Origin of the sequence: Pseudomonas sp. Bout1, assembly GCF_034314165.1 — a bacterium.
Classification (GTDB): domain Bacteria; phylum Pseudomonadota; class Gammaproteobacteria; order Pseudomonadales; family Pseudomonadaceae; genus Aquipseudomonas.
Genome location: NZ_JAVIWK010000001.1, coordinates 5,239,546 through 5,258,772 on the forward strand (window position 1 = coordinate 5,239,546; position 19,227 = coordinate 5,258,772).

Below are 19,227 nucleotides of genomic sequence, written 5' to 3' on the forward strand. Positions count from 1 at the left end.
TAGGGTCTTTACTGATTAAGGTTATAACGCTTAACCAGACCTCATTATTCGCCGACGCTGATCTTCAGGCCAGCCGCTATAGCAAAGGGTGTCAGGGTTACTGCCAGGGCGGCCAGGCTGCCAAGCCACAACAGGTAACCGGTCGCCGGCATGCCCTGAAGCGCGGCTTGCAGAGCGCCGCTGCCCAGGATCAACACCGGGATATACAAAGGTAAAATCAGCAGGGCCAACAACAGGCCACCGCGTTTCAAACCGACAGTCAGGGCCGCACCTACAGCGCCCAGTAAACTGAGAACCGGCGTGCCAAGCAACAGGGAAAGCAGCAACACCGGCAGGCACTCGGTGGGCAATCCCAGCATCATCGCCAACAGCGGCGCGAGCAATACCAGCGCCAGGCCGGAAAACGCCCAGTGTGCCAGTACCTTGGCCAGAACCAGAAGAGGCAGGGGGTGCGACGAAAGGACCCACTGTTCAAGGGAACCGTCTTCGAAATCACTGCGAAACAGCCCGTCCAGCGAGAGCAGGACCGACAAAAGCGCCGCGACCCAGACCAGCCCCGGAGACAAGGTTTGCAACAGTTTAGTCTCGGGGCCGACCGCCAACGGGAACAGCGCGATCACGATCGCGAAGAACACCAGCGGGTTGGCCAGTTCGGCCGGGCGGCGACAGAGTAACCGTGCTTCGCGGGCGACCAACAGGGCAAATACACTCATACCGACCACCGGCCCAGGTCGAGGTCGCAGTAACCGGCGGGCACGCGCGTCAACGTATGGTGAGTGGTAAGCAAGACCGTGCCGCCCTGTTCGCAATGGGCGGCCAGGTGTTCTTCAAGTTGGGCCACGCCTTGTTTGTCGAGGGCGGTAAAGGGTTCGTCGAGGATCCACAACGGCGGGCCGTCCAGGTACAGCCGGGCCAGGGCCACGCGGCGCTGCTGGCCGGCGGACAGGGTGTGGCAAGGGACGTCTTCGAAACCTTTCAGCCCGACGGCGGCCAAAGCCTGCCAGATCGCCTCGCGGCTTGCCGGGTGATGCAGGGCGCTGAGCCAGCTGAGGTTCTCCTCGGCGGTCAGCACATCCTTGATCCCGGCGGCGTGGCCGATCCAGATCAGGTTGCGCGCCAGCTCCGTGCGCTGCTCGCTCAACGGTTTGCCATTGAGCCTAACTTCGCCCGCCGTCGGCTGCATCAGGCCGGCCAGCAAGCGCAACAGGCTGGTCTTGCCGCTGCCGTTGGGGCCGCTGACCTGCACCATGTCGCCGCCCGCCAGACGCAGTTCGAGGTGTTCGAACAGCATCCGCAGGTCACGTTCACAAGCGAGCGCTACGGCTTCTAGAAGAGGGCTGGTCAAGAGATCGCGGGCCTTTACGGTTCAAGTCGGCGGTGGAACGGCCGTTAAAGAGGTGCACATTAACTGCTTTGGCGACCGGTTTTAGAGAGCTGGATCAAATAGTTGTGATGTTTATACCGCTCTCTTTGAAGACGGGCGGCATTATACATGTGATGCCCTACTCTAAAGAGGGCAATTTCCCTTGAGACGGCGCGCACGATGACCGGTGAGATCACTCTTCCCACACTTCCCCCGACGCTGCCGGCCGGGCCCACGCCTGCGCCCGCGACGGGAGAACTGCTGAAACTGCTGGAGCCGCAGGTCGGCCTGATTGACCCCGGGAAAACCGTAAACGCCGAGGTGCTGGCGCTTAAACAAGGCGGCGATGCGTTTCAGTTGCTGCTCAAGCTGACCCTGGAAGGCGGCCGGCAAACCCTGGTGCAGGCCAGCAGCAGCCAGCCGCTGCCGCTGGGCACCCAGGTGGAAGTCAGCCAGACGCCGTCGGGTAATTTGTCGATCAGCCTGCAGCAGGCGCTGAGTTCCAGCGTCGCCGCACTGACGCGTATCGACACCAACCAACTGCCGGTGGGCACCCTGCTGCAAGGCAAGGTGCTGACCACCCAGGCGCTGCCACAGGGCGCCAACCAGCCGGTGGTGTATCGCTCGCTGGTGTCGGTGCTCAATAACGTCCTCGCTGGCGCGACCCTGACCGTCGAAAGCCCGCAACCGTTGCGCATCGCCAGCCTGCTCAGCGCCGTGGTGCAAAGTGCCCAGACCCTGAGCTTTGTGCCTCTGAGCGGGCGCCAGGACCAACTGGCCGTGGCCCAGCAACTTTCCACCCAGCAAAGCCGCCAGGGCTCGCTGGACGTGGTGTTTACCGCCCTGCAAAGCCTGCCGGCGACCAGCAGCGACGGCACCTCGGTCGACCTGCGTGCCGCCGCTGCGCGGTTACTCGCGGCACTGCCCGACCTGGCCCAGGCCAGCAATCCCAAGGTACTGGCGCAACTGGTCCAGAACAGCGGGACGTTCCTGGAAGCCAAGCTGCTGGCCGGGCAAAACCCGCAGATCCCGCCACTGGACATGAAAGGCGCCCTGCTGCGCCTCGTCGCCGACCTGATGCCGGCCTTGCCCGCCAGCACCAACCTGAATGCGATCCTGGCGGCCAACACTCTGGCGCAGCTGCTGCCCAGCTTCGTGCGCAGCCCGTTGGGCACCCTCGGCCAGGTCGGCGCCCGACAAGCCCCCGCAGGTTTTCCGCTACCGGATCGGCTGATGCAACGCCTGGAAGGTGAAAGCGACCTGGAAAACCTGCTGCGCCTGGCGGCCGGGGCCATTTCGCGCCTGCAAAGCCATCAGCTGTCGAGCCTGGAACAAACCGGCACCACGGCTGACGGCAAGCTCTTGACTACATGGCAGCTGGAAATCCCGATGCGCACCCTGCAGGACATCGTGCCGTTGCAGGTCAAGTTCCAGCGGGAAGAACCGGCCCCCGACAAGGAACAGCCGGAACGCAAGGACACCAAGGACCCCAAGCAAATGCTCTGGCGCGTGGAAATGGCCCTGGACATGGAGCCGCTCGGCCCGTTGCAGGTCCAGGCCCAACTGAGCCAGGGCAAACTGTCGAGCCAGCTGTGGGCCACCCGCCCGTTCACCGCCAGCCTGATCGAAAGCCACCTGGGCAGCCTGCGCGAGCGCCTGGTGTCGTCGGGGCTCAACGTCGGCGACCTGGACTGCCACCTCGGCACCCCGCCACGGGGCCCGAAAACCGGGCTTGAACAACGCTGGGTGGATGAAACCGCATGAAAAACCCCAACCCGCCGCGCCAGGCCATTGCCCTCAAATACGACGGGCAACAGGCGCCGACCCTCACCGCCAAGGGCGACGACGCCCTGGCCGAAGCCATCCTCAAGCTGGCCCGGGAGAACGAAGTCCCGATATACGAAAATGCCGAGCTGGTCAAATTACTGGCGCGCATGGAATTGGGCGACAGCATCCCGGAAGAGTTGTATCGCACCGTCGCAGAGATCATCGCGTTCGCGTGGACGTTGAAGGGCAAGTTCCCGGTGGGGTATGACCCGGATGCAGGGCCGGTGGAGCGGGATGTGACAGAAAGAGGCGACGATTATTGATGTGGGAGCGATCGTTCCCACGCGTGGGAACGATCAGCCCGTAGGCGCGGGTGTATAGCAATTATATCTTTCAAGGTATAGATTATCTCGAACCAGATAGTTCAGGATAAACCCATGAGCCCTACTCGCCCGATTCTCCGTCGAAAGCTACTCGCCGAAGCCCTCGCCCGCGATTTGGCAGGCGAGTCATTTGCCGACTACAGCTCCGGCATGTTCCTCGCAGCCCCTCGGCGTACGGGCAAGAGTACGTTCCTGCGCAACGACCTCATCCCCGAGTGCAAGACGCGAGGCTGGCTGCCGGTTTACGTGGACCTGTGGACGAACCGCGAAATCGACCCCGCCGAGTTGATCTCCGGCGCCATCGGCAAAGCCCTGGGCGAGTTCAAAAGCGCAGTGAGCAAGGCGGCCAAGAAGGCCGGTATCGAGAAGATCAGCTTGCTGCGCACCTTGAGTTGGGATTTCACCAAACCTCAATTGCCCGCCGGCACCACGCTCACCCATGCGCTGGACGTGCTGCACCAGGTCTCGGGGCAACTGATCGTGCTGATCGTGGACGAAGCCCAGCACGCCCTCAACAGCGAAGGCGGCGTGAACGCCATGTTCGCCCTCAAGGCGGCACGCGATCATCTCAACGGCAGCAGCACGGCAGATGGCCTGCGCCTGGTGTTCACCGGGTCCAGCCGGGACAAACTGGCCAACCTGGTACTCAAGAGCAAACAACCGTTCTTTGGCGCCCACATCACGCCGTTCCCGCTGTTGAGCCGGGATTTCGTCGAGTTCGTGACGGACCTCTGGAACCAGCGCCTGGCTGCGACCAACCAGTTCAACCTGGAGGACATGGACTATGCGTTCCAGCTCGTGGGCCGGCGCCCGGAAATGCTCAACAAACTATTGACCGAAGTGAGCGTGGGTCTTGGCGAGGCGAGCAACCTTGGCGAGTTGCTGAGGACCGGGGCACTCAATCACCAGGCCGGAATATGGAGCGACTACGAGAGCGCCTACAACGACCTCTCGCCCCTGCAACAAGCGGTACTTGAAGTGATGGGCGAACGAACCCTGGGCAAGCAAGCGTTTTCGCCTTTTGCGGAAAAAACCTTCCAGGATGTGAACCGCAAGCTGGAGCAGGCCCAGGTCGAGCCGAACGCCAGTACGCCGAACGTGCAGAAAGCACTGGAAGTGCTGCGGGAGAAAGAGTTGGTCTGGAAAGCCAACCGTGGCGAATATGCCCTGGAGGACTCGACCATGGCCGAATGGCTGGCCAACCGGCATCAGCCGTAAGCTGCAAGCGAACCCGCTTGCAGCTCGCAACCTTCAGCCGTCCTTGTGCAACCGGCTCATCAACTGCGCCTCAGCCTGGGTCAACCCGCAGGACTGTGTCAGCTCATCCACCGTGGCGCCCATGCCCACCAGTTTCGCCGCCTGGGCGAACGACAGGCTCGACGGGTCACGCTGCTCCAGCGCAGACAACTTGTCTGGCAACGGCGCCAGCACCGAACGCAGTTCGTGCACTTCATCGCCCACACGCACAGCGCTCTGCTGGAAGTGGTCGACCCGCTTGACCAGTTCCAGCAGGCGCCGGTCGCGCACGGCGTCGCGCTCGGCCTGTTGAGTGGCCCATTCCCGTTGCTGGCGCACATAGCGCAGCAGAAAGCCCAGGGTCCCGGCCCATAGGATGGCCAGGACGATCACCGCTACCTCAAGGAACAATCAGATATTCTCCAGGTCCTGCCATTCTTCTTCGCTCATCATCTTGTCCAGCTCAACCAGAATCAGCAGTTCGCCGTTCTTGTTGCAGACACCCTGGATGAACTTGGCCGATTCTTCGTTGCCGACGTTCGGCGCGGTCTCGACTTCAGATTGGCGCAGGTAAACCACTTCCGCCACGCTGTCGACCATGATCCCGACCACTTGCTTGTCGGCTTCGATGATCACGATGCGGGTGTTGTCGTTGACTTCGGTCGGCACCAGGCCAAAACGCTGGCGAGTGTCGATCACCGTCACCACGTTACCGCGCAGGTTGATGATGCCCAGCACGTAGCTTGGGGCACCCGGCACCGGAGCGATTTCGGTGTAGCGCAGCACTTCCTGCACACGCATCACGTTGATGCCGTAGGACTCGTTGTCCAGCTTGAAGGTGACCCATTGCAGGATTGGATCATCCACCAGACCTTGTGCGGACACTGACTTGTTCATACTCCAGACCCCTTCAAATACCGTTGGTTACGGTGTGTGTTCTTGGGCAGCGCCAGAGCGCTGCGCTCGTTATCAAGTGCGTTTGTTGAGCGGCATCGCTTTTACCGCGCCGCTGGCAATCAGCTCCGCCAGTTCGGCGACATCCAGCAACGCGCACATGTGTTCGATCACGGTGCCCGCCAGCCATGGCCGCTGGCCCCGGTGGCTGCGCCATTTGATTTCGTTAGGGTCCAGGCGCAACGAGCGGCTGACCTGATGCACCGCCAGCCCCCACTCGTAGCCCTGCACCGAAATGACGTAGTGCAGGCCCTGGCGGAAATCATCACGGTAGCGGTCGGGCATCACCCAGCGCGCAGTGTCCAAAACCTTCAAGTTGCCCTGCTGGCTCGGCAAAATCCCGAGGAACCATTCCGGCTGGCCGAACAGCGGCGTCAACTCCTGGCCTTCCAGGGAGTAGATCGAGCCCAGGCACACCAGCGGCACGGCCAGGGTCAGCCCGGCAACATCGAACAGCAAGCATTCGAACGGCTCGGCGGCCCACGCCGGGCGACCATCGCCCTGCACGGGCGGCGGGGTGATGCTCGGCGGGAGGTGAACCTCAACCACCGGCTCGACCACTACCGGCGCGATCACCGCAGGTGCAACAACCGGCACCGGCACGGCAACCGGAACCGCTACGGGAACCACCAACGCATCACGGGCCTGCTCTTCCAGGACCGCTAATTGAAACTCGTCCAGGGCTGCCGGCTCTGGCTCGATGACTTCATCGAGGATCAGAATCGGTTCTGGCATCTCTTCGGTCGCGTCCTGCAGCAAGGCGTCCAGGTAGGACTCCAGCGCCAGTTGCGGCCGGGTTTTGAAGTCAACGGGACGGTTCATCTGTATGCCCACGCGCAAGCCCCATCCACCCTGTATTCAGTGGTTATCGGCCTGTGAGTGTCCGGACTTGAATCGAGAGCCGGTTTTGTCGAGAAAACTGCGGCGTCTGCATCGCTGGCAAGCCAGGCTCCTACAATGATCATCACGCCACCTGCGCCACAAGCTGCTGGGACAACAGGTGCTTGAGCAACGCCCGGTACGCCAGCACGCCACGGCTCTTGCCGTCGAATTGCGACGGCGTCAGCCCGGCGCGGCTCGCATCTCGCAAGCGCGTGTCCACCGGAATGTAGCCTTGCCAGATGGTGTCCGGATAGGCATCGCGCAGCACACGCAAGGTGCCAAGGGACGCCTGGGTACGCCGGTCAAACAGGGTCGGGACGATGCTGAACGGCAGCGCCTGTTTGCGCGAGCGGTTGATCATTGCCAGGGTGCTGACCATACGCTCCAGACCTTTGACGGCCAGGTGCTCGGTCTGCACCGGGATCACCAGCTGTTGGCTGGCGGCCAGGGCGTTGACCATCAGCACACCGAGCAACGGCGGGCTGTCGATGATGGCGTAGTCGAAGTCCTGCCACAGCTGCGCCAGGGTCTTGGCGATGACCAGGCCCAGGCCACTCTGCCCCGGCGACTGGCGCTCAAGGGTGGCCAGGGCGGTGCTGGACGGCAACAGCGAGATTTTTTCATTGCTGGTGGGCAGCATCAGTTGGCCCGGCAAATCGGCCGGCACGCTGCCCTTGTGCAGGAACAGGTCGTAGCAACTGTGCTCCAGGGCATCCGGGTCGTAGCCGAAATAGCTGGTCATGGAGCCGTGGGGGTCCAGGTCGACCACGACCACGCGCTTGCCGGCCTCGGCCAGCAGGCCGGCCAAGGCGATGGAGGTGGTGGTTTTACCGACACCACCCTTTTGATTGGCAACTGCCCAGACTCTCATTCGAATTGTTCCTCCCGGCAGGCACAGGCTCGACCGAGAAATTGCATGGGGTTATAGAGCCGGTGACGGAGAATTGACGGCACTCCCGCGAACCGGCGCCTTTACGGGCGCTGGTGCAGTTTGTGTGCCAGCCCGCTTCAAGGCGGCATCCGGTGTTGCATTGGCAGTGCCGGTACCGGTCAGGCTGCGGCGCACATCCAGGTTGCGCGACACCACCAGCACCACCCGGCGGTTGCGCGCGCGGCCTTCTGCCGTGGCGTTATTGGCCACCGGCTGGAACTCGCCATACCCTACCGACGCCAGGCGCCCGGGGTTCACGCCCTGCATTGCGAGCATCCGCACAATGCTCGCAGCGCGGGCCGAAGACAGCTCCCAGTTGGTCGGATACTGCGCCGTGCTGATCGGCAAGTTGTCGGTAAAGCCTTCGACGTGGACCGGGTTTTCAAACGGCTTGAGGATCGCCGCTACCTTGTCGATGATGGTAAACGCCTGGTCGCTGGGCATCGCATCGGCGCTGGCGAACAACAGGCTGGAATTAAGCTCGATCTCGACCCACAACTCATTGCCGCGCACCGTCATCTGGTTGGAGCTGATCAAGTCACCAAAGGCGGCGCTGATGTCATCGGCGATGCTTTTCAGCGGGTCGCTGGTGCCACCGATGCCAGCGGCGGTTTCATCGCTGTCATTGACCAGCGGCTTGGCCGGGGTCACGGTCTTGGGGCGCTCTTCACCGATCGGAATCGGCTTGAGGGAGCGGTCCGCGTCGCTGAACACGCCGATCAGCGCCTGGGAAATGACTTTGTACTTGCCTTCGTTGATCGAGGAAATGGAGTACATCACCACAAAAAACGCGAACAGCAGCGTAATGAAGTCGGCGTAGGACACCAGCCAGCGTTCATGGTTGACGTGCTCTTCAGGCTCGCGGCGGCGACGGCTCACAAACGACTACCTCCACACAACGAATCAACTGTAGGAGCAAGCTTGCTCGCGAAAAACCCGAGAGCAACGCGTTTATCCAGAATGCCCGCGTTATCGTTGACGATTTTCGCGAGCAAGCTCGCTCCTACAATGTTCATGCCCATCAGTCCATGAAGCCCTGGAGCTTCAGTTCGATGGAGCGCGGGTTTTCACCCTCGGCAATCGAGAGGATGCCTTCGAGCAACATCTCGCGATAACGCGACTGGCGCATGGCAATCGACTTGAGCTTGCTGGCCACCGGCAACAACACCAGGTTGGCACTGGCCACGCCGTAGATGGTGGCGACAAACGCCACGGCAATCCCGCTGCCCAGTTGCGACGGATCGGCCAGGTTGCCCATCACGTGGATCAGGCCCATTACGGCACCGATGATGCCGATGGTCGGCGCGTAGCCGCCCATGCTTTCAAAGACTTTGGCGGCGTTGATGTCACGGCTTTCCTGGGTGTAGAAATCCACTTCCAGGATGCTGCGAATCGCTTCCGGCTCGGCGCCGTCCACCAGCAATTGCAGGCCTTTGCGTGCGTAGCTGTCGGGCTCGGCATCGGCCACGCCTTCCAGTCCCAACAAGCCTTCCTTGCGCGCCGTGAGGCTCCAGTTGACCACGCGGTCGATGCCGCCTGGCAAGTCGACACGTGGCGGGAAAATAATCCAGATGAGGATCTGCATCGCGCGCTTGAACGAGCTCATGGGCGACTGCAGCAAGGCTGCGCCCACGGTGCCGCCGATCACAATCAACGCCGCCGGGCCGTTGGCCAGGGCACCCAGGTGGCCGCCTTCGAGGTAGTTGCCGCCGATAATCGCGACAAACGCCATGATGATGCCAATCAGGCTCAATACATCCATTAGAGACAGGCCTCCACCAGGTGCTTGCCGATGTCGTCCAGGCTGTAGACGGCGTCGGCCAGGTCGGCCTTGACGATGGCCATGGGCATGCCATAGATCACGCAACTGGCTTCATCCTGAGCCCAGATAGCGCTGCCGCCCTGCTTGAGCAGGCGCGCGCCTTCACGGCCGTCGGCGCCCATGCCGGTCAACACCACCGCCAGAACTTTGTCGCCGTAGGACTTGGCCGCAGAACCGAAGGTGATGTCCACACACGGCTTGTAGTTCAGGCGTTCATCGCCCGGCAGGATTTTGATCGCACCACGGCCATCGACCATCATCTGCTTGCCGCCAGGGGCCAGCAGCGCGAGGCCTGGGCGCAGGATATCGCCATCCTCGGCTTCCTTGACGCTGATGCGGCACAGCTTGTCCAGACGCTCGGCGAAGGCCTTGGTGAACGCGGCCGGCATATGCTGGATCAACACGATCGGGGCCGGGAAGTTGGCCGGCAGCTGGGTCAACACCCGCTGCAAGGCGACCGGACCGCCCGTGGACGTACCGATGGCCACCAGCTTGTAGGCTTTGCGCTTGGGTGCCGGTGAATGCGCGGTGGGCGCAGCCGCACGCACCGGAGCCACGGCCGGGCGCGCAACCGGCGCAGGCGCCGGGCGACCAAAGGTGCTGGGGGCTGCCGGTGGCGGCGCAACAGGTGCCGGCGCCGGCGCACTGAACAAGCTGCGACGGTTACTGCGGGAGATGCTGTGCACCTTCTCGCAGAGCATCTGCTTGACCTTCTCGGGGTTACGCGAGATGTCTTCGAAATTCTTCGGCAGGAAGTCCACCGCGCCGGCGTCCAGCGCATCCAGGGTGACCCGGGCGCCTTCGTGGGTCAGCGAAGAGAACATCAATACCGGGGTCGGGCAGCGCTGCATGATGTGCCGCACCGCCGTGATGCCGTCCATCATCGGCATCTCGTAGTCCATGGTAATCACGTCTGGCTTGAGGGCCATGGCCTGATCGATCGCCTCTTTGCCGTTGGTGGCCGTGCCGACCACCTGGATATTGGAATCCGATGAAAGAATTTCCGAGACGCGGCGGCGGAAGAAACCCGAATCGTCCACCACCAGGACCTTGACTACCATAAACACTCCGTTAGGCCGGGCGAGGGACAACCGCCCTGCCCGGGCCGAATCAAATACGCCGTGCGGCGTAACGCTTGAGCATGCTCGGAACGTCGAGAATCAGCGCGATCCGACCGTCACCGGTGATGGTCGCACCCGACATACCCGGGGTTCCCTGCAGCATTTTGCCCAAAGGCTTGATGACCACTTCTTCCTGGCCCACCAGTTGATCGACCACAAAGCCGATACGCTGGGTGCCCACGGAGAGAATCACCACATGGCCTTCGCGCTGCTCTTCGTGCTTGGCCGAGGCCACCAGCCAACGCTTGAGGTAGAACAGCGGCAACGCCTTGTCGCGCACGATCACCACTTCCTGGCCGTCCACCACGTTGGTGCGCGACAGGTCGAGGTGGAAGATTTCGTTGACGTTGACCAACGGGAAGGCGAACGCCTGGTTGCCCAGCATCACCATCAGGGTCGGCATGATCGCCAGGGTCAACGGCACCTTGATGACGATCTTCGAGCCCTGGCCCTTGGTCGAGTAGATGTTGATCGAGCCGTTGAGCTGGCTGATCTTGGTCTTCACCACGTCCATGCCCACGCCACGGCCGGACACGTCGGAAATCTCGGTCTTGGTCGAGAAGCCCGGCGCAAAAATCAGGTTGTAGCACTCGGTGTCGGTCAGGCGGTCGGCGGCGTCCTTGTCCATCACGCCACGCTTGACCGCAATGTTGCGCAGTACGGTGGGGTCCATGCCTTTGCCGTCATCGGTGATCGACAGCAGGATGTGGTCGCCTTCCTGTTCGGCCGCCAGAATCACTTTGCCCAGGCGGTTCTTGCCCGAGGCTTCACGTTCTTCCGGGGACTCGATGCCGTGGTCGACGGCGTTGCGCACCAAGTGGACCAGCGGGTCGGCCAGGGCCTCGACAAGGTTTTTGTCGAGGTCGGTTTCTTCACCCACCAGTTCCAGGTTGATCTCTTTCTTGAGCTGGCGTGCCAGGTCGCGAACCAGGCGCGGGAAGCGGCCGAAGACTTTCTTGATCGGCTGCATCCGGGTCTTCATGACGGCGGTTTGCAGGTCTGCGGTGACCACGTCGAGGTTCGACACGGCCTTTTGCATGGCCTCATCGCCGCTGTTGAGGCCCAGGCGCACCAGGCGGTTACGCACCAGCACCAGTTCGCCGACCATGTTCATGATGTCGTCCAGGCGCGCGGTATCAACCCGCACGGTGGTTTCGGCTTCACTGGCCGGTTGCTTGTCTGCAGCCGGGGCCGCAGCGGCACGCGCCGGTGCAGGCGCCGGCTTGGCAGCCACTGGCGCGGCGGCCCTGGCGGCTACCGGAGGCGGTGTTGCGACAGCGGCGGCAGTAGCCGCCGGTGCAGCAGCGCCAGCCACTTCAGTAAACTTGCCCTTGCCGTGCAGTTCATCCAGCAAGGCTTCGAATTCGTGATCAGAGATCAGCCCATCGGCGGCCGGAGCGGCAGCAGCGGGCGCTGCAGGTGCAGCGGCTGTTGCGGCGACTTCCGGCAGCGCGTCGGCGGCAAACGAGCCTTTGCCGTGCAACTGGTCCAGCAGCGCTTCGAACTCGTCGTCGGTGATTTCATTGCTGGCAGGCGCCGCTGCTTGCGTAGGCGCTGGCGCTGCGGCCACCGCGTCCGGGGCAAACTGGCCCTTGCCATGCAACTGGTCTAGTAACGACTCGAATTCGGCGTCGGTAATGTCTTCAGAGGTCGGCACTGAGGCCTGCGCACTGGCAACGGGGACTTCGGCCTGGGCCTTGATGGCGTTCAGCGAGTCCAGCAGTTGTTCAAATTCGCTGTCGGTCACATCGCCCGCAGGCTCGGCGACAGGTTCGGCCACCGCTACAACCACCGGCGCGTTGGCCGCAGGTTCTGCCAGGCGCGCCAGGGCGGCCAGCAGTTCCGGGGTGGCGGCGGTGATCGGTGCACGTTCGCGCACTTCACTGAACATGCCGTTGACTGCGTCCAGTGCTTCCAGGATCACGTCCATCAGTTCCGAGTCGACGTGCCGCTCACCCTTGCGCAGGATGTCGAACACGTTCTCGGCGATGTGACAGCACTCCACCAGCTCATGGAGCTGGAGGAAGCCGGCGCCCCCTTTTACAGTGTGAAAACCGCGAAAAATTGCATTGAGCAGGTTCGCATCATCCGGTCGGCTTTCCAGCTCGACCAGTTGTTCGGACAGTTGCTCTAAAATTTCGCCGGCCTCTACAAGGAAATCCTGAAGGATTTCTTCATCGGCGCCGAAGCTCATGGGTGTGCTCCTTAGAAGCCTAAACTGGACAGCAAATCGTCTACGTCGTCTTGCCCGGATACAACGTCTTCACGTTTATCGGCATGAATCTGCGGACCTTCACCCTTGGCGAGGTGTTTTTGTGGATCTTTTTCAGAAAGGATCGCTTCGCGGTCATGTTCGATGCCGGCAAACCGGTCGACCTGGCCCGCCATCAACACCAGTTTGAGCAGGTTGCTTTCCACTTCGGTGACCAGTTGGGTGACGCGCTTGATCACCTGGCCGGTGAGGTCCTGGTAGTCCTGGGCCAGCAGGATGTCGTTGAGGTTGCTGGAAACCGTGCGGTTGTCCTGCTCGCTGCGCGACAAAAAGCCTTCGACCCGGCGCGCCAGTTCACGAAACTCTTCAGCGCCCACTTCCCGACGCATGAACCGGCCCCAATCGTTGCTCAGGGCCTTGGCTTCACTGGCCATACCGTTGACCAGAGGCGTGGCGTTTTCCACCAGGTCCATGGTGCGGTTGGCCGCCGCCTCAGTCAGCCGGACCACATAGGACAGGCGTTCGGTGGCATCCGTGATCTGCGAGATTTCTTCGGCCTGGGGCATGTGCGGGTCAATCTGGAAATTGACAATCGCACTGTGCAACTCACGCGTAAGTTTGCCCACTTCCTGATACAGGCCGCGGTCACGGGTCTGGTTGAGCTCATGGATTAACTGCACCGCGTCACCGAACTGGCCTTTTTCAAGGCTTTCGACGAGTTGGTGAGCATGTTTTTTCAGGGTCGACTCAAAATCGCCCTGTGACGTTTCTTTATGCTCCATAGCTCCCCCGTGGCAGCATCAATGACCGATGCGTTCGAAGATTTTTTCGATCTTCTCTTTCAAGGCCAATGCAGTGAATGGCTTGACCACGTAGCCGTTGACCCCAGCCTGGGCGGCTTCGATGATCTGTTCACGCTTGGCTTCAGCGGTCACCATCAGCACAGGCAGGCTGCGCAGTTTTTCATCCGCGCGCACGTGGCGCAGCAGGTCGATACCGGTCATGCCCGGCATGTTCCAGTCCGTTACCAGAAAGTCGATGCTCCCGCTGTTGAGGATCGGAATCGCTGTAATGCCGTCATCCGCCTCGACCGTGTTAGTGAACCCAAGGTCACGCAACAGGTTTTTTATGATCCGCCGCATCGTTGAGAAGTCATCAACGATGAGGATTTTCATGTTCTTGTCCAATTCGACCTCCAAGCAGTCTTAAACGCGCCCAGCACCTGGGCGCGCCATATCAATCAACAGGCGTTACACAAAAAGGACTACCGGGGGCGCACCACGGGCCAAGCCCGTCCGGGCGCAAGGCCTGGACGGTATCGTTCGCAGTGTCCCCACACTGCCTGTCAGCGCGCTCGCCACTCTCCCAAACGCCCCCGCAAGCGGGCTGCGCACTGGCTGTGTAACTGGCTGACCCGCGATTCGCTGACCCCCAGGACCTCACCGATTTCCTTGAGGTTCAGCTCTTCGTCGTAGTACAGCGCCAACACCAGTCGCTCACGCTCCGGCAAATTGGCAATCGCGTCCGCCAGCGCACTTTGGAAGCGTTCATCTTCCAGGTCGCGTGACGGTTCGAGATGAGCACTCGCGCCGTCCTCGTGCAGCCCTTCATGCTCGCCGTCCTGTAACAGGTCGTCGAAACTGAACAGCCGGCTGCCCAAGGTATCGTTCAAAATCCCGTAGTAATCGTCGAGACTCAATTGGAGTTCGGCCGCAACTTCGTGATCTTTAGCGTCGCGACCGGTTTTTGCTTCAATTGAGCGAATTGCGTCACTTACCATCCGCGTATTGCGGTGTACCGAACGCGGCGCCCAATCACCTTTACGCACTTCATCGAGCATGGCCCCACGGATACGAATACCCGCGTAGGTCTCGAAACTCGCGCCCTTGCTCGCGTCGTACTTGGTCGACACTTCAAGCAAGCCGATCATCCCGGCCTGGATCAAGTCTTCGACCTGCACGCTGGCGGGCAGGCGCGCCAGCAAGTGATAGGCAATGCGCTTGACCAGGGGCGCATAGCGCTCGATCAATTCGACCTGACTGTCACGTGCCGACTTCTTGTAAAGGTTGTAGCCGCTGGCTGTCATAGCACCGGTCCTGCGCTCGTCTGATGCACCAATCGCTCGACGAAAAACTCCAGATGCCCGCGCGGGTTGGCGGGCAACGGCCAGGTATCGACCTTCTGGGCAATAGCCTTGAACGCCAATGCGCACTTCGAACGAGGGAACGCTTCATAGACCGCACGCTGCTTTTGCACGGCCTTGCGTACGCACTCGTCGTAAGGAACTGCGCCAACGTATTGTAAGGCGACATCGAGGAAGCGATCCGTGACCTTGGTCAACTTGGCGAACAGATTTCGCCCTTCCTGCGGGCTTTGGGCCATGTTGGCCAGCACGCGGAAGCGGTTCATGCCGTAGTCACGGTTAAGCAGTTTGATCAGGGCGTAGGCGTCGGTGATCGAGGTGGGTTCGTCGCACACCACCAGCAACACTTCTTGCGCTGCGCGCACGAAGCTGACCACGGACTCGCCGATCCCGGCGGCGGTGTCGATCACCAGCACGTCGAGGTTGTCGCCGATGTCACTGAACGCCTGAATCAGGCCGGCATGTTGCGCCGGGCTCAGGTGCACCATGCTCTGGGTGCCGGAAGCGGCCGGCACGATGCGAATCCCGCCGGGGCCTTGCAACAGCACGTCGCGCAGCTCACAGCGGCCTTCGATGACGTCGGCCAGGGTGTGTTTAGGCGTCAGTCCCAGCAGAACGTCGACGTTCGCCAGACCCAGGTCAGCATCCAGCAGCATGACGCGACGGCCAAGCTCTGCCAGGGCCAGGGACAAATTCACTGACACGTTAGTTTTCCCGACGCCACCTTTGCCGCCGGTCACCGCGATCACCTGTACGGGATGCATGCTGCCCATTTTATTTCTTTACCTTGTCTTGCTTAGACGCAGGCTACATATGTTGGCCGCGCGAACTGCTGGCAGACCATCGATGTAGATACTTTGCACTGTGTTCATGTTGTCCTCAGCCGACTCGTTTGTTCGGGCTGTGGTAGAGGTCAGCGAACATGTCGGCCATCGCTTCCTCACTCGGTTCTTCCTGCATTTGCACACTGACAGCCCGGCTGACCAACTGATGACGGCGCGGCAGATGCAAATCATCCGGGATCCGCGGCCCGTCGGTCAGGTAGGCAACCGGTAATTCATGGCTGATGGCCAGGCTCAACACTTCGCCCAGGCTCGCCGTTTCATCCAGTTTAGTCAGGATGCAGCCCGCCAGCCCGCAGCGCTTATAGCTATGGTAAGCGGCGGTCAATACCTGTTTCTGGCTGGTGGTAGCAAGTACCAAATAGTTTCTGGATTTGATCCCGCGCCCGGCCAGGCTTTCCAGTTGCATGCGCAGTGCCGGGTCGCTGGCTTGCAGGCCGGCGGTGTCGATCAACACCACGCGCTTGCGCAGCAGCGGGTCGAGGGCGTTGGCCAGGGACTGGCCCGGGTCGACATGGGTCACCGGCACATTGAGGATGCGGCCCAGGGTCTTGAGTTGCTCCTGGGCGCCGATGCGGTAGCTGTCCATGCTCACCAAGGCAATATTCGAAGCGCCGTACTTAAGCACATAACGCGCGGCCAGCTTGGCCAGGGTGGTGGTCTTGCCCATGCCGGCAGGGCCGACCATGGCAATCACGCCGCCTTCTTCCAGGGGTTCGATTTCCGGGGTGACAATCATCCGCGCCAAGTGGGCCAGGAGCATGCGCCAGGCCTGACGAGGTTCTTCAATCTGGGTGGTCAGCTGCAGCAGGTCGCGGGACAACGGGCCGGACAGGCCGATGCGCTGCAGACGACGCCACAGGTTGGCCTGCTGCGGCTGGCTGCCCTGCAACTGGTTCCAGGCCAGCGAGCCCAACTGCACTTCCAGCAGTTCACGCAGGCCATTGAGTTCAAAACGCATCGAGTCGAACACGCGCTGATCTACTGCTGGCGCCGGAGCGGGCGCAGCAGGACGTGGCGGTTCAACAAACGTCGGTTCTACCAGAGGTTCGGACGCCGTCAGCGGCAGGCCGGCAAACAGCTGGCGATTGGTGGTGGCGTCGCTGTCGCCACGCATGCTCAGTTCAGCCTGGGCCGAGACAATGCGCGAAGCGGTCTTGCGCAGCTCGTCTTCCAGTTCCATGTTTGGCACACGCGGCGCCAGGGCCGAGGGCTTGTAATCGAGGGCAGCCGTCAGCTCGACACCGCCGGCAATACGACGGTTACCGATAATCGCAGCGTCGGCGCCCAACTCATCACGTACCAGTTTCATGGCCTGACGCATATCGGCGGCGAAAAAACGCTTCACTTGCATATCCCACTACCTCAGCCGTTGGGCCCTACAGTCGCGACGATAGTCACTTGCTTGTTGTCAGGAATTTCCTGATAAGCCAAAACGTGCAAATTCGGAATAGCCAGGCGTCCAAACCGCGACAACATCGCCCGCACGGGCCCTGCTACCAGCAGGATCACCGGATGGCCTTCCATCTCCTGGCGCTGCGCGGCCTCAATCAACGAACGCTGCAGCTTCTCAGCCATGCTTGGCTCCAGCAACACGCCTTCATCGGCGCCCTGCCCTGCCTTCTGAATACTATTGAGCAATATTTGTTCCAACCTTGGCTCCAGGGTGATAACAGGCAGCTCGGAGTCAAGCCCTACAATGCTTTGAACGATTGCACGCGACAATCCGACGCGCACGGCGGCCACCAGGGCGGCAGTATCTTGACTCTTGGCGGCATTGTTGGCGATGGCCTCGGCAATGCTGCGAATGTCCCGCACCGGCACCTGTTCGGCCAACAGCGCTTGCAACACCTTGAGCAGTTGTGAGGTGGACAGCACGCCCGGCACCAGCTCTTCGGCCAGTTTTGGCGAAGCCTTGGCCAGCAATTGCAAGAGTTGCTGGACTTCTTCGTGCCCCAGCAGCTCGTGGGAGTGCTTGTACAGAATCTGGTTGAGGTGCGTTGCGACCACCGTACTGGCGTCGACCACGGTGTAGCCCAGCGACTGCGCCTGGCTGCGCTGGCTGATTTCGATCCATACCGCTTCCAGGCCAAAAGCCGGATCTTTGGCGGTAATGCCATTGAGGCTGCCGAATACCTGGCCCGGGTTGATCGCCAGTTCGCGGTCCGGGTAGATCTCGGCTTCGGCCAGGATCACGCCCATCAGGGTCAGGCGGTAGGCACTCGGGGCCAGGTCGAGGTTGTCGCGGATGTGCACGGTGGGCATCAAAAAGCCCAGGTCCTGGGACAGCTTCTTGCGCACGCCCTTGATCCGCGCCAGCAATTGCCCGCCTTGGTTGCGGTCTACCAGCGGAATCAGGCGGTAGCCGACTTCCAGGCCGATCATGTCGATCGGGGTCACGTCGTCCCAGCCCAACTCCTTGGTTTCCTGGGCGCGGGCTGGTGACGGCAGCAGTTCCTGCTGGCGCGCGACCTCCTGCTGGGCGATCACCTTGATGTTGTTTTGTTTTTTCCAGAACAGATAGGCACCGCCTGCCGCCAAGGCCGCCATGCTCAAGAACGAGAAATGCGGCATACCCGGCACGATGCCCATGATCGCCATGATGCCCGCCGCCACAGCCAGCGCCTTGGGCGAGGCAAACATCTGCCGACTGATCTGCTTACCCATGTCTTCGGAGCCCGAAGCACGGGTGACCATGATCGCCGCAGCTGTAGATAACAACAGTGATGGCAATTGCGCCACTAAACCGTCACCGATGGTCAGCAAGGCGTAAACCTTGCCGGCGTCGCCGAAGGTCATGCCGTGCTGGAAGATACCGACCGCCATGCCGCCGATCAGGTTGATAAACAGAATCAGCAGGCCGGCGATGGCGTCGCCGCGCACGAATTTGCTGGCACCGTCCATGGAACCGTAGAACTCGGCTTCCTGGGCGACTTCAAGGCGACGGGTCTTGGCCTGGTTCTGATCGATCAGGCCGGCGTTGAGGTCGGCGTCGATGGCCATCTGTTTGCCGGGCATCGCGTCGAGGGTGAAACGTGCGCTCACCTCGGAAATCCGCCCGGCGCCCTTGGTCACCACCACAAAGTTGATGATCATCAGGATCGCGAACACCACGATACCGACCACATAGTTACCGCCGATCACCACTTCGCCGAAGGCCTGGATCACCTTGCCTGCGGCGGCGTGGCCGTCCTGGCCGTGGAGCATCACCACGCGGGTAGAGGCCACGTTCAGCGCCAGGCGCAGCAGCGTGGCGATCAGCAGAATCGTCGGGAACACCGCGAAATCCAGTGGCCGCAGGGCGTATACGCACACCAGCAGCACCACCACGGACAGCGCGATGTTGAAGGTAAAGAACACATCCAGCAGGAACGGCGGCATCGGCAACATCATCATTGCCAGCATCACCAGCAACAACAACGGCACACCCAGATTGCCCCGCGAGAGGTCAGTCAGGGTGCCACGGGCCGTGTTGAGCATTTGAGAACGATCCACCGGTATTCCTCGTTTCCTTGAAGCAAACTTTTGACGCCGGGAGGCGTCCTGGAAGCGGTATTGCAAGAAGCCTTCC

19 protein-coding genes are annotated in these 19,227 nt (G+C 61.6%); 3 read left to right on the forward strand and 16 right to left on the reverse strand.

Features of this window, described 5'->3' with window-relative positions; genetic code table 11:
* Positions 1 to 44: 44 nt before the first annotated feature.
* Together ccmB and ccmA are read right to left on the reverse strand one after the other, a co-directional pair.
* Positions 45 to 713, reverse strand: a complete 669-nt coding sequence (ccmB, locus tag RGV33_RS24115) for a heme exporter protein CcmB (RefSeq protein WP_003210635.1) — start codon at positions 711 to 713, stop codon at positions 45 to 47.
* Positions 710 to 1,291: a cytochrome c biogenesis heme-transporting ATPase CcmA gene (gene ccmA, locus RGV33_RS24120; RefSeq protein ID WP_416152084.1), complete on the reverse strand. Its 582-nt coding sequence runs from the start codon at positions 1,289 to 1,291 to the stop codon at positions 710 to 712. Before ccmA ends, ccmB begins: the two co-directional genes overlap by 4 nt.
* Before the next feature lie 252 nt (positions 1,292 to 1,543).
* On the opposite strand from ccmA, the gene RGV33_RS24125 reads away from it, so the two are divergent.
* From RGV33_RS24125 to RGV33_RS24135, 3 genes are all read left to right on the forward strand, one after another.
* On the forward strand, positions 1,544 to 3,127 hold the full coding sequence (locus RGV33_RS24125) for a flagellar hook-length control protein FliK (protein ID WP_322146603.1): 1,584 nt from the start codon (positions 1,544 to 1,546) through the stop codon (positions 3,125 to 3,127).
* Positions 3,124 to 3,453, forward strand: a complete 330-nt coding sequence (locus tag RGV33_RS24130; RefSeq protein WP_003210638.1) for an EscU/YscU/HrcU family type III secretion system export apparatus switch protein — start codon at positions 3,124 to 3,126, stop codon at positions 3,451 to 3,453. Before RGV33_RS24125 ends, RGV33_RS24130 begins: the two co-directional genes overlap by 4 nt.
* A gap of 114 nt (positions 3,454 to 3,567) precedes the next feature.
* Positions 3,568 to 4,731 (forward strand): hypothetical protein, encoded by a 1,164-nt coding sequence (locus tag RGV33_RS24135; RefSeq protein ID WP_322146606.1) that lies wholly within the window; start codon positions 3,568 to 3,570, stop codon positions 4,729 to 4,731.
* Between the two features lie 33 nt (positions 4,732 to 4,764).
* On the opposite strand, the gene RGV33_RS24140 is transcribed toward RGV33_RS24135, so the two are convergent.
* The 14 genes from RGV33_RS24140 to flhA form a co-directional block, all read right to left on the reverse strand.
* Positions 4,765 to 5,160: a DUF2802 domain-containing protein gene (locus RGV33_RS24140; RefSeq protein ID WP_322146608.1), complete on the reverse strand. Its 396-nt coding sequence runs from the start codon at positions 5,158 to 5,160 to the stop codon at positions 4,765 to 4,767.
* Entirely contained in the window at positions 5,161 to 5,646 is a 486-nt protein-coding gene (locus RGV33_RS24145; protein ID WP_003210641.1) for a chemotaxis protein CheW, read from the reverse strand.
* 72 nt (positions 5,647 to 5,718) lie between these two features.
* On the reverse strand, positions 5,719 to 6,525 hold the full coding sequence (locus RGV33_RS24150) for a CheW domain-containing protein (protein ID WP_322146610.1): 807 nt from the start codon (positions 6,523 to 6,525) through the stop codon (positions 5,719 to 5,721).
* A gap of 142 nt (positions 6,526 to 6,667) precedes the next feature.
* Positions 6,668 to 7,456 (reverse strand): ParA family protein, encoded by a 789-nt coding sequence (locus RGV33_RS24155; RefSeq protein WP_076015165.1) that lies wholly within the window; start codon positions 7,454 to 7,456, stop codon positions 6,668 to 6,670.
* Positions 7,457 to 7,507: 51 nt separating this feature from the next.
* Positions 7,508 to 8,395 (reverse strand): flagellar motor protein MotD, encoded by an 888-nt coding sequence (gene motD / locus RGV33_RS24160; protein ID WP_177087643.1) that lies wholly within the window; start codon positions 8,393 to 8,395, stop codon positions 7,508 to 7,510.
* A 142-nt stretch (positions 8,396 to 8,537) separates the two neighbouring features.
* On the reverse strand, positions 8,538 to 9,278 hold the full coding sequence (locus RGV33_RS24165) for a flagellar motor protein (protein WP_010166125.1): 741 nt from the start codon (positions 9,276 to 9,278) through the stop codon (positions 8,538 to 8,540).
* Complete coding sequence (locus RGV33_RS24170) at positions 9,278 to 10,399, reverse strand: chemotaxis response regulator protein-glutamate methylesterase (RefSeq protein ID WP_322146613.1); 1,122 nt, start codon at positions 10,397 to 10,399, stop codon at positions 9,278 to 9,280. Before RGV33_RS24170 ends, RGV33_RS24165 begins: the two co-directional genes overlap by 1 nt.
* Before the next feature lie 49 nt (positions 10,400 to 10,448).
* On the reverse strand, positions 10,449 to 12,653 hold the full coding sequence (locus RGV33_RS24175; protein ID WP_322146615.1) for a chemotaxis protein CheA: 2,205 nt from the start codon (positions 12,651 to 12,653) through the stop codon (positions 10,449 to 10,451).
* Between the two features lie 11 nt (positions 12,654 to 12,664).
* Positions 12,665 to 13,453: a protein phosphatase CheZ gene (locus tag RGV33_RS24180; protein WP_322146617.1), complete on the reverse strand. Its 789-nt coding sequence runs from the start codon at positions 13,451 to 13,453 to the stop codon at positions 12,665 to 12,667.
* 18 nt (positions 13,454 to 13,471) lie between these two features.
* The gene (locus tag RGV33_RS24185; protein ID WP_005790040.1) at positions 13,472 to 13,846 is read right to left on the reverse strand and encodes a chemotaxis response regulator CheY; all 375 of its coding nucleotides are present in this window, start codon (positions 13,844 to 13,846) and stop codon (positions 13,472 to 13,474) included.
* A gap of 170 nt (positions 13,847 to 14,016) precedes the next feature.
* The gene (gene fliA / locus RGV33_RS24190) at positions 14,017 to 14,757 is read right to left on the reverse strand and encodes an RNA polymerase sigma factor FliA (protein ID WP_008434817.1); all 741 of its coding nucleotides are present in this window, start codon (positions 14,755 to 14,757) and stop codon (positions 14,017 to 14,019) included.
* A complete protein-coding gene (gene fleN, locus RGV33_RS24195; protein ID WP_003192912.1) occupies positions 14,754 to 15,587 on the reverse strand; it encodes a flagellar synthesis regulator FleN in 834 nt (277 codons plus the stop codon). The genes fliA and fleN overlap by 4 nt, the downstream gene beginning before the upstream one ends.
* A 106-nt stretch (positions 15,588 to 15,693) precedes the next feature.
* A complete protein-coding gene (flhF, locus tag RGV33_RS24200; RefSeq protein WP_322146626.1) occupies positions 15,694 to 17,010 on the reverse strand; it encodes a flagellar biosynthesis protein FlhF in 1,317 nt (438 codons plus the stop codon).
* Positions 17,011 to 17,021: 11 nt separating this feature from the next.
* The gene (flhA, locus tag RGV33_RS24205) at positions 17,022 to 19,136 is read right to left on the reverse strand and encodes a flagellar biosynthesis protein FlhA (RefSeq protein WP_416152137.1); all 2,115 of its coding nucleotides are present in this window, start codon (positions 19,134 to 19,136) and stop codon (positions 17,022 to 17,024) included.
* Positions 19,137 to 19,227: the final 91 nt, after the last annotated feature.

Bases quoted from the DNA above. Each gene is read 5' to 3' on its own strand.
- ccmA (WP_416152084.1), bottom strand. From the start codon at position 1,291: ATGCTGTTCGAACACCTCGAACTGCGTCTGGCGGGCGGCGACATGGTG.
- RGV33_RS24180 (WP_322146617.1), bottom strand. From the start codon at position 13,453: ATGGAGCATAAAGAAACGTCACAGGGCGATTTTGAGTCGACCCTGAAA.
- RGV33_RS24135 (WP_322146606.1), top strand. From the start codon at position 3,568: ATGAGCCCTACTCGCCCGATTCTCCGTCGAAAGCTACTCGCCGAAGCC.
- RGV33_RS24165 (WP_010166125.1), bottom strand. From the start codon at position 9,278: ATGGATGTATTGAGCCTGATTGGCATCATCATGGCGTTTGTCGCGATT.
- RGV33_RS24155 (WP_076015165.1), bottom strand. From the start codon at position 7,456: ATGAGAGTCTGGGCAGTTGCCAATCAAAAGGGTGGTGTCGGTAAAACC.
- RGV33_RS24170 (WP_322146613.1), bottom strand. From the start codon at position 10,399: ATGGTAGTCAAGGTCCTGGTGGTGGACGATTCGGGTTTCTTCCGCCGC.
- RGV33_RS24150 (WP_322146610.1), bottom strand. From the start codon at position 6,525: ATGAACCGTCCCGTTGACTTCAAAACCCGGCCGCAACTGGCGCTGGAG.
- RGV33_RS24130 (WP_003210638.1), top strand. From the start codon at position 3,124: ATGAAAAACCCCAACCCGCCGCGCCAGGCCATTGCCCTCAAATACGAC.
- RGV33_RS24125 (WP_322146603.1), top strand. From the start codon at position 1,544: ATGACCGGTGAGATCACTCTTCCCACACTTCCCCCGACGCTGCCGGCC.
- fliA (WP_008434817.1), bottom strand. From the start codon at position 14,757: ATGACAGCCAGCGGCTACAACCTTTACAAGAAGTCGGCACGTGACAGT.
- RGV33_RS24145 (WP_003210641.1), bottom strand. From the start codon at position 5,646: ATGAACAAGTCAGTGTCCGCACAAGGTCTGGTGGATGATCCAATCCTG.
- flhA (WP_416152137.1), bottom strand. From the start codon at position 19,136: ATGCTCAACACGGCCCGTGGCACCCTGACTGACCTCTCGCGGGGCAAT.
- RGV33_RS24175 (WP_322146615.1), bottom strand. From the start codon at position 12,653: ATGAGCTTCGGCGCCGATGAAGAAATCCTTCAGGATTTCCTTGTAGAG.
- RGV33_RS24185 (WP_005790040.1), bottom strand. From the start codon at position 13,846: ATGAAAATCCTCATCGTTGATGACTTCTCAACGATGCGGCGGATCATA.
- ccmB (WP_003210635.1), bottom strand. From the start codon at position 713: ATGAGTGTATTTGCCCTGTTGGTCGCCCGCGAAGCACGGTTACTCTGT.
- flhF (WP_322146626.1), bottom strand. From the start codon at position 17,010: ATGCAAGTGAAGCGTTTTTTCGCCGCCGATATGCGTCAGGCCATGAAA.
- fleN (WP_003192912.1), bottom strand. From the start codon at position 15,587: ATGGGCAGCATGCATCCCGTACAGGTGATCGCGGTGACCGGCGGCAAA.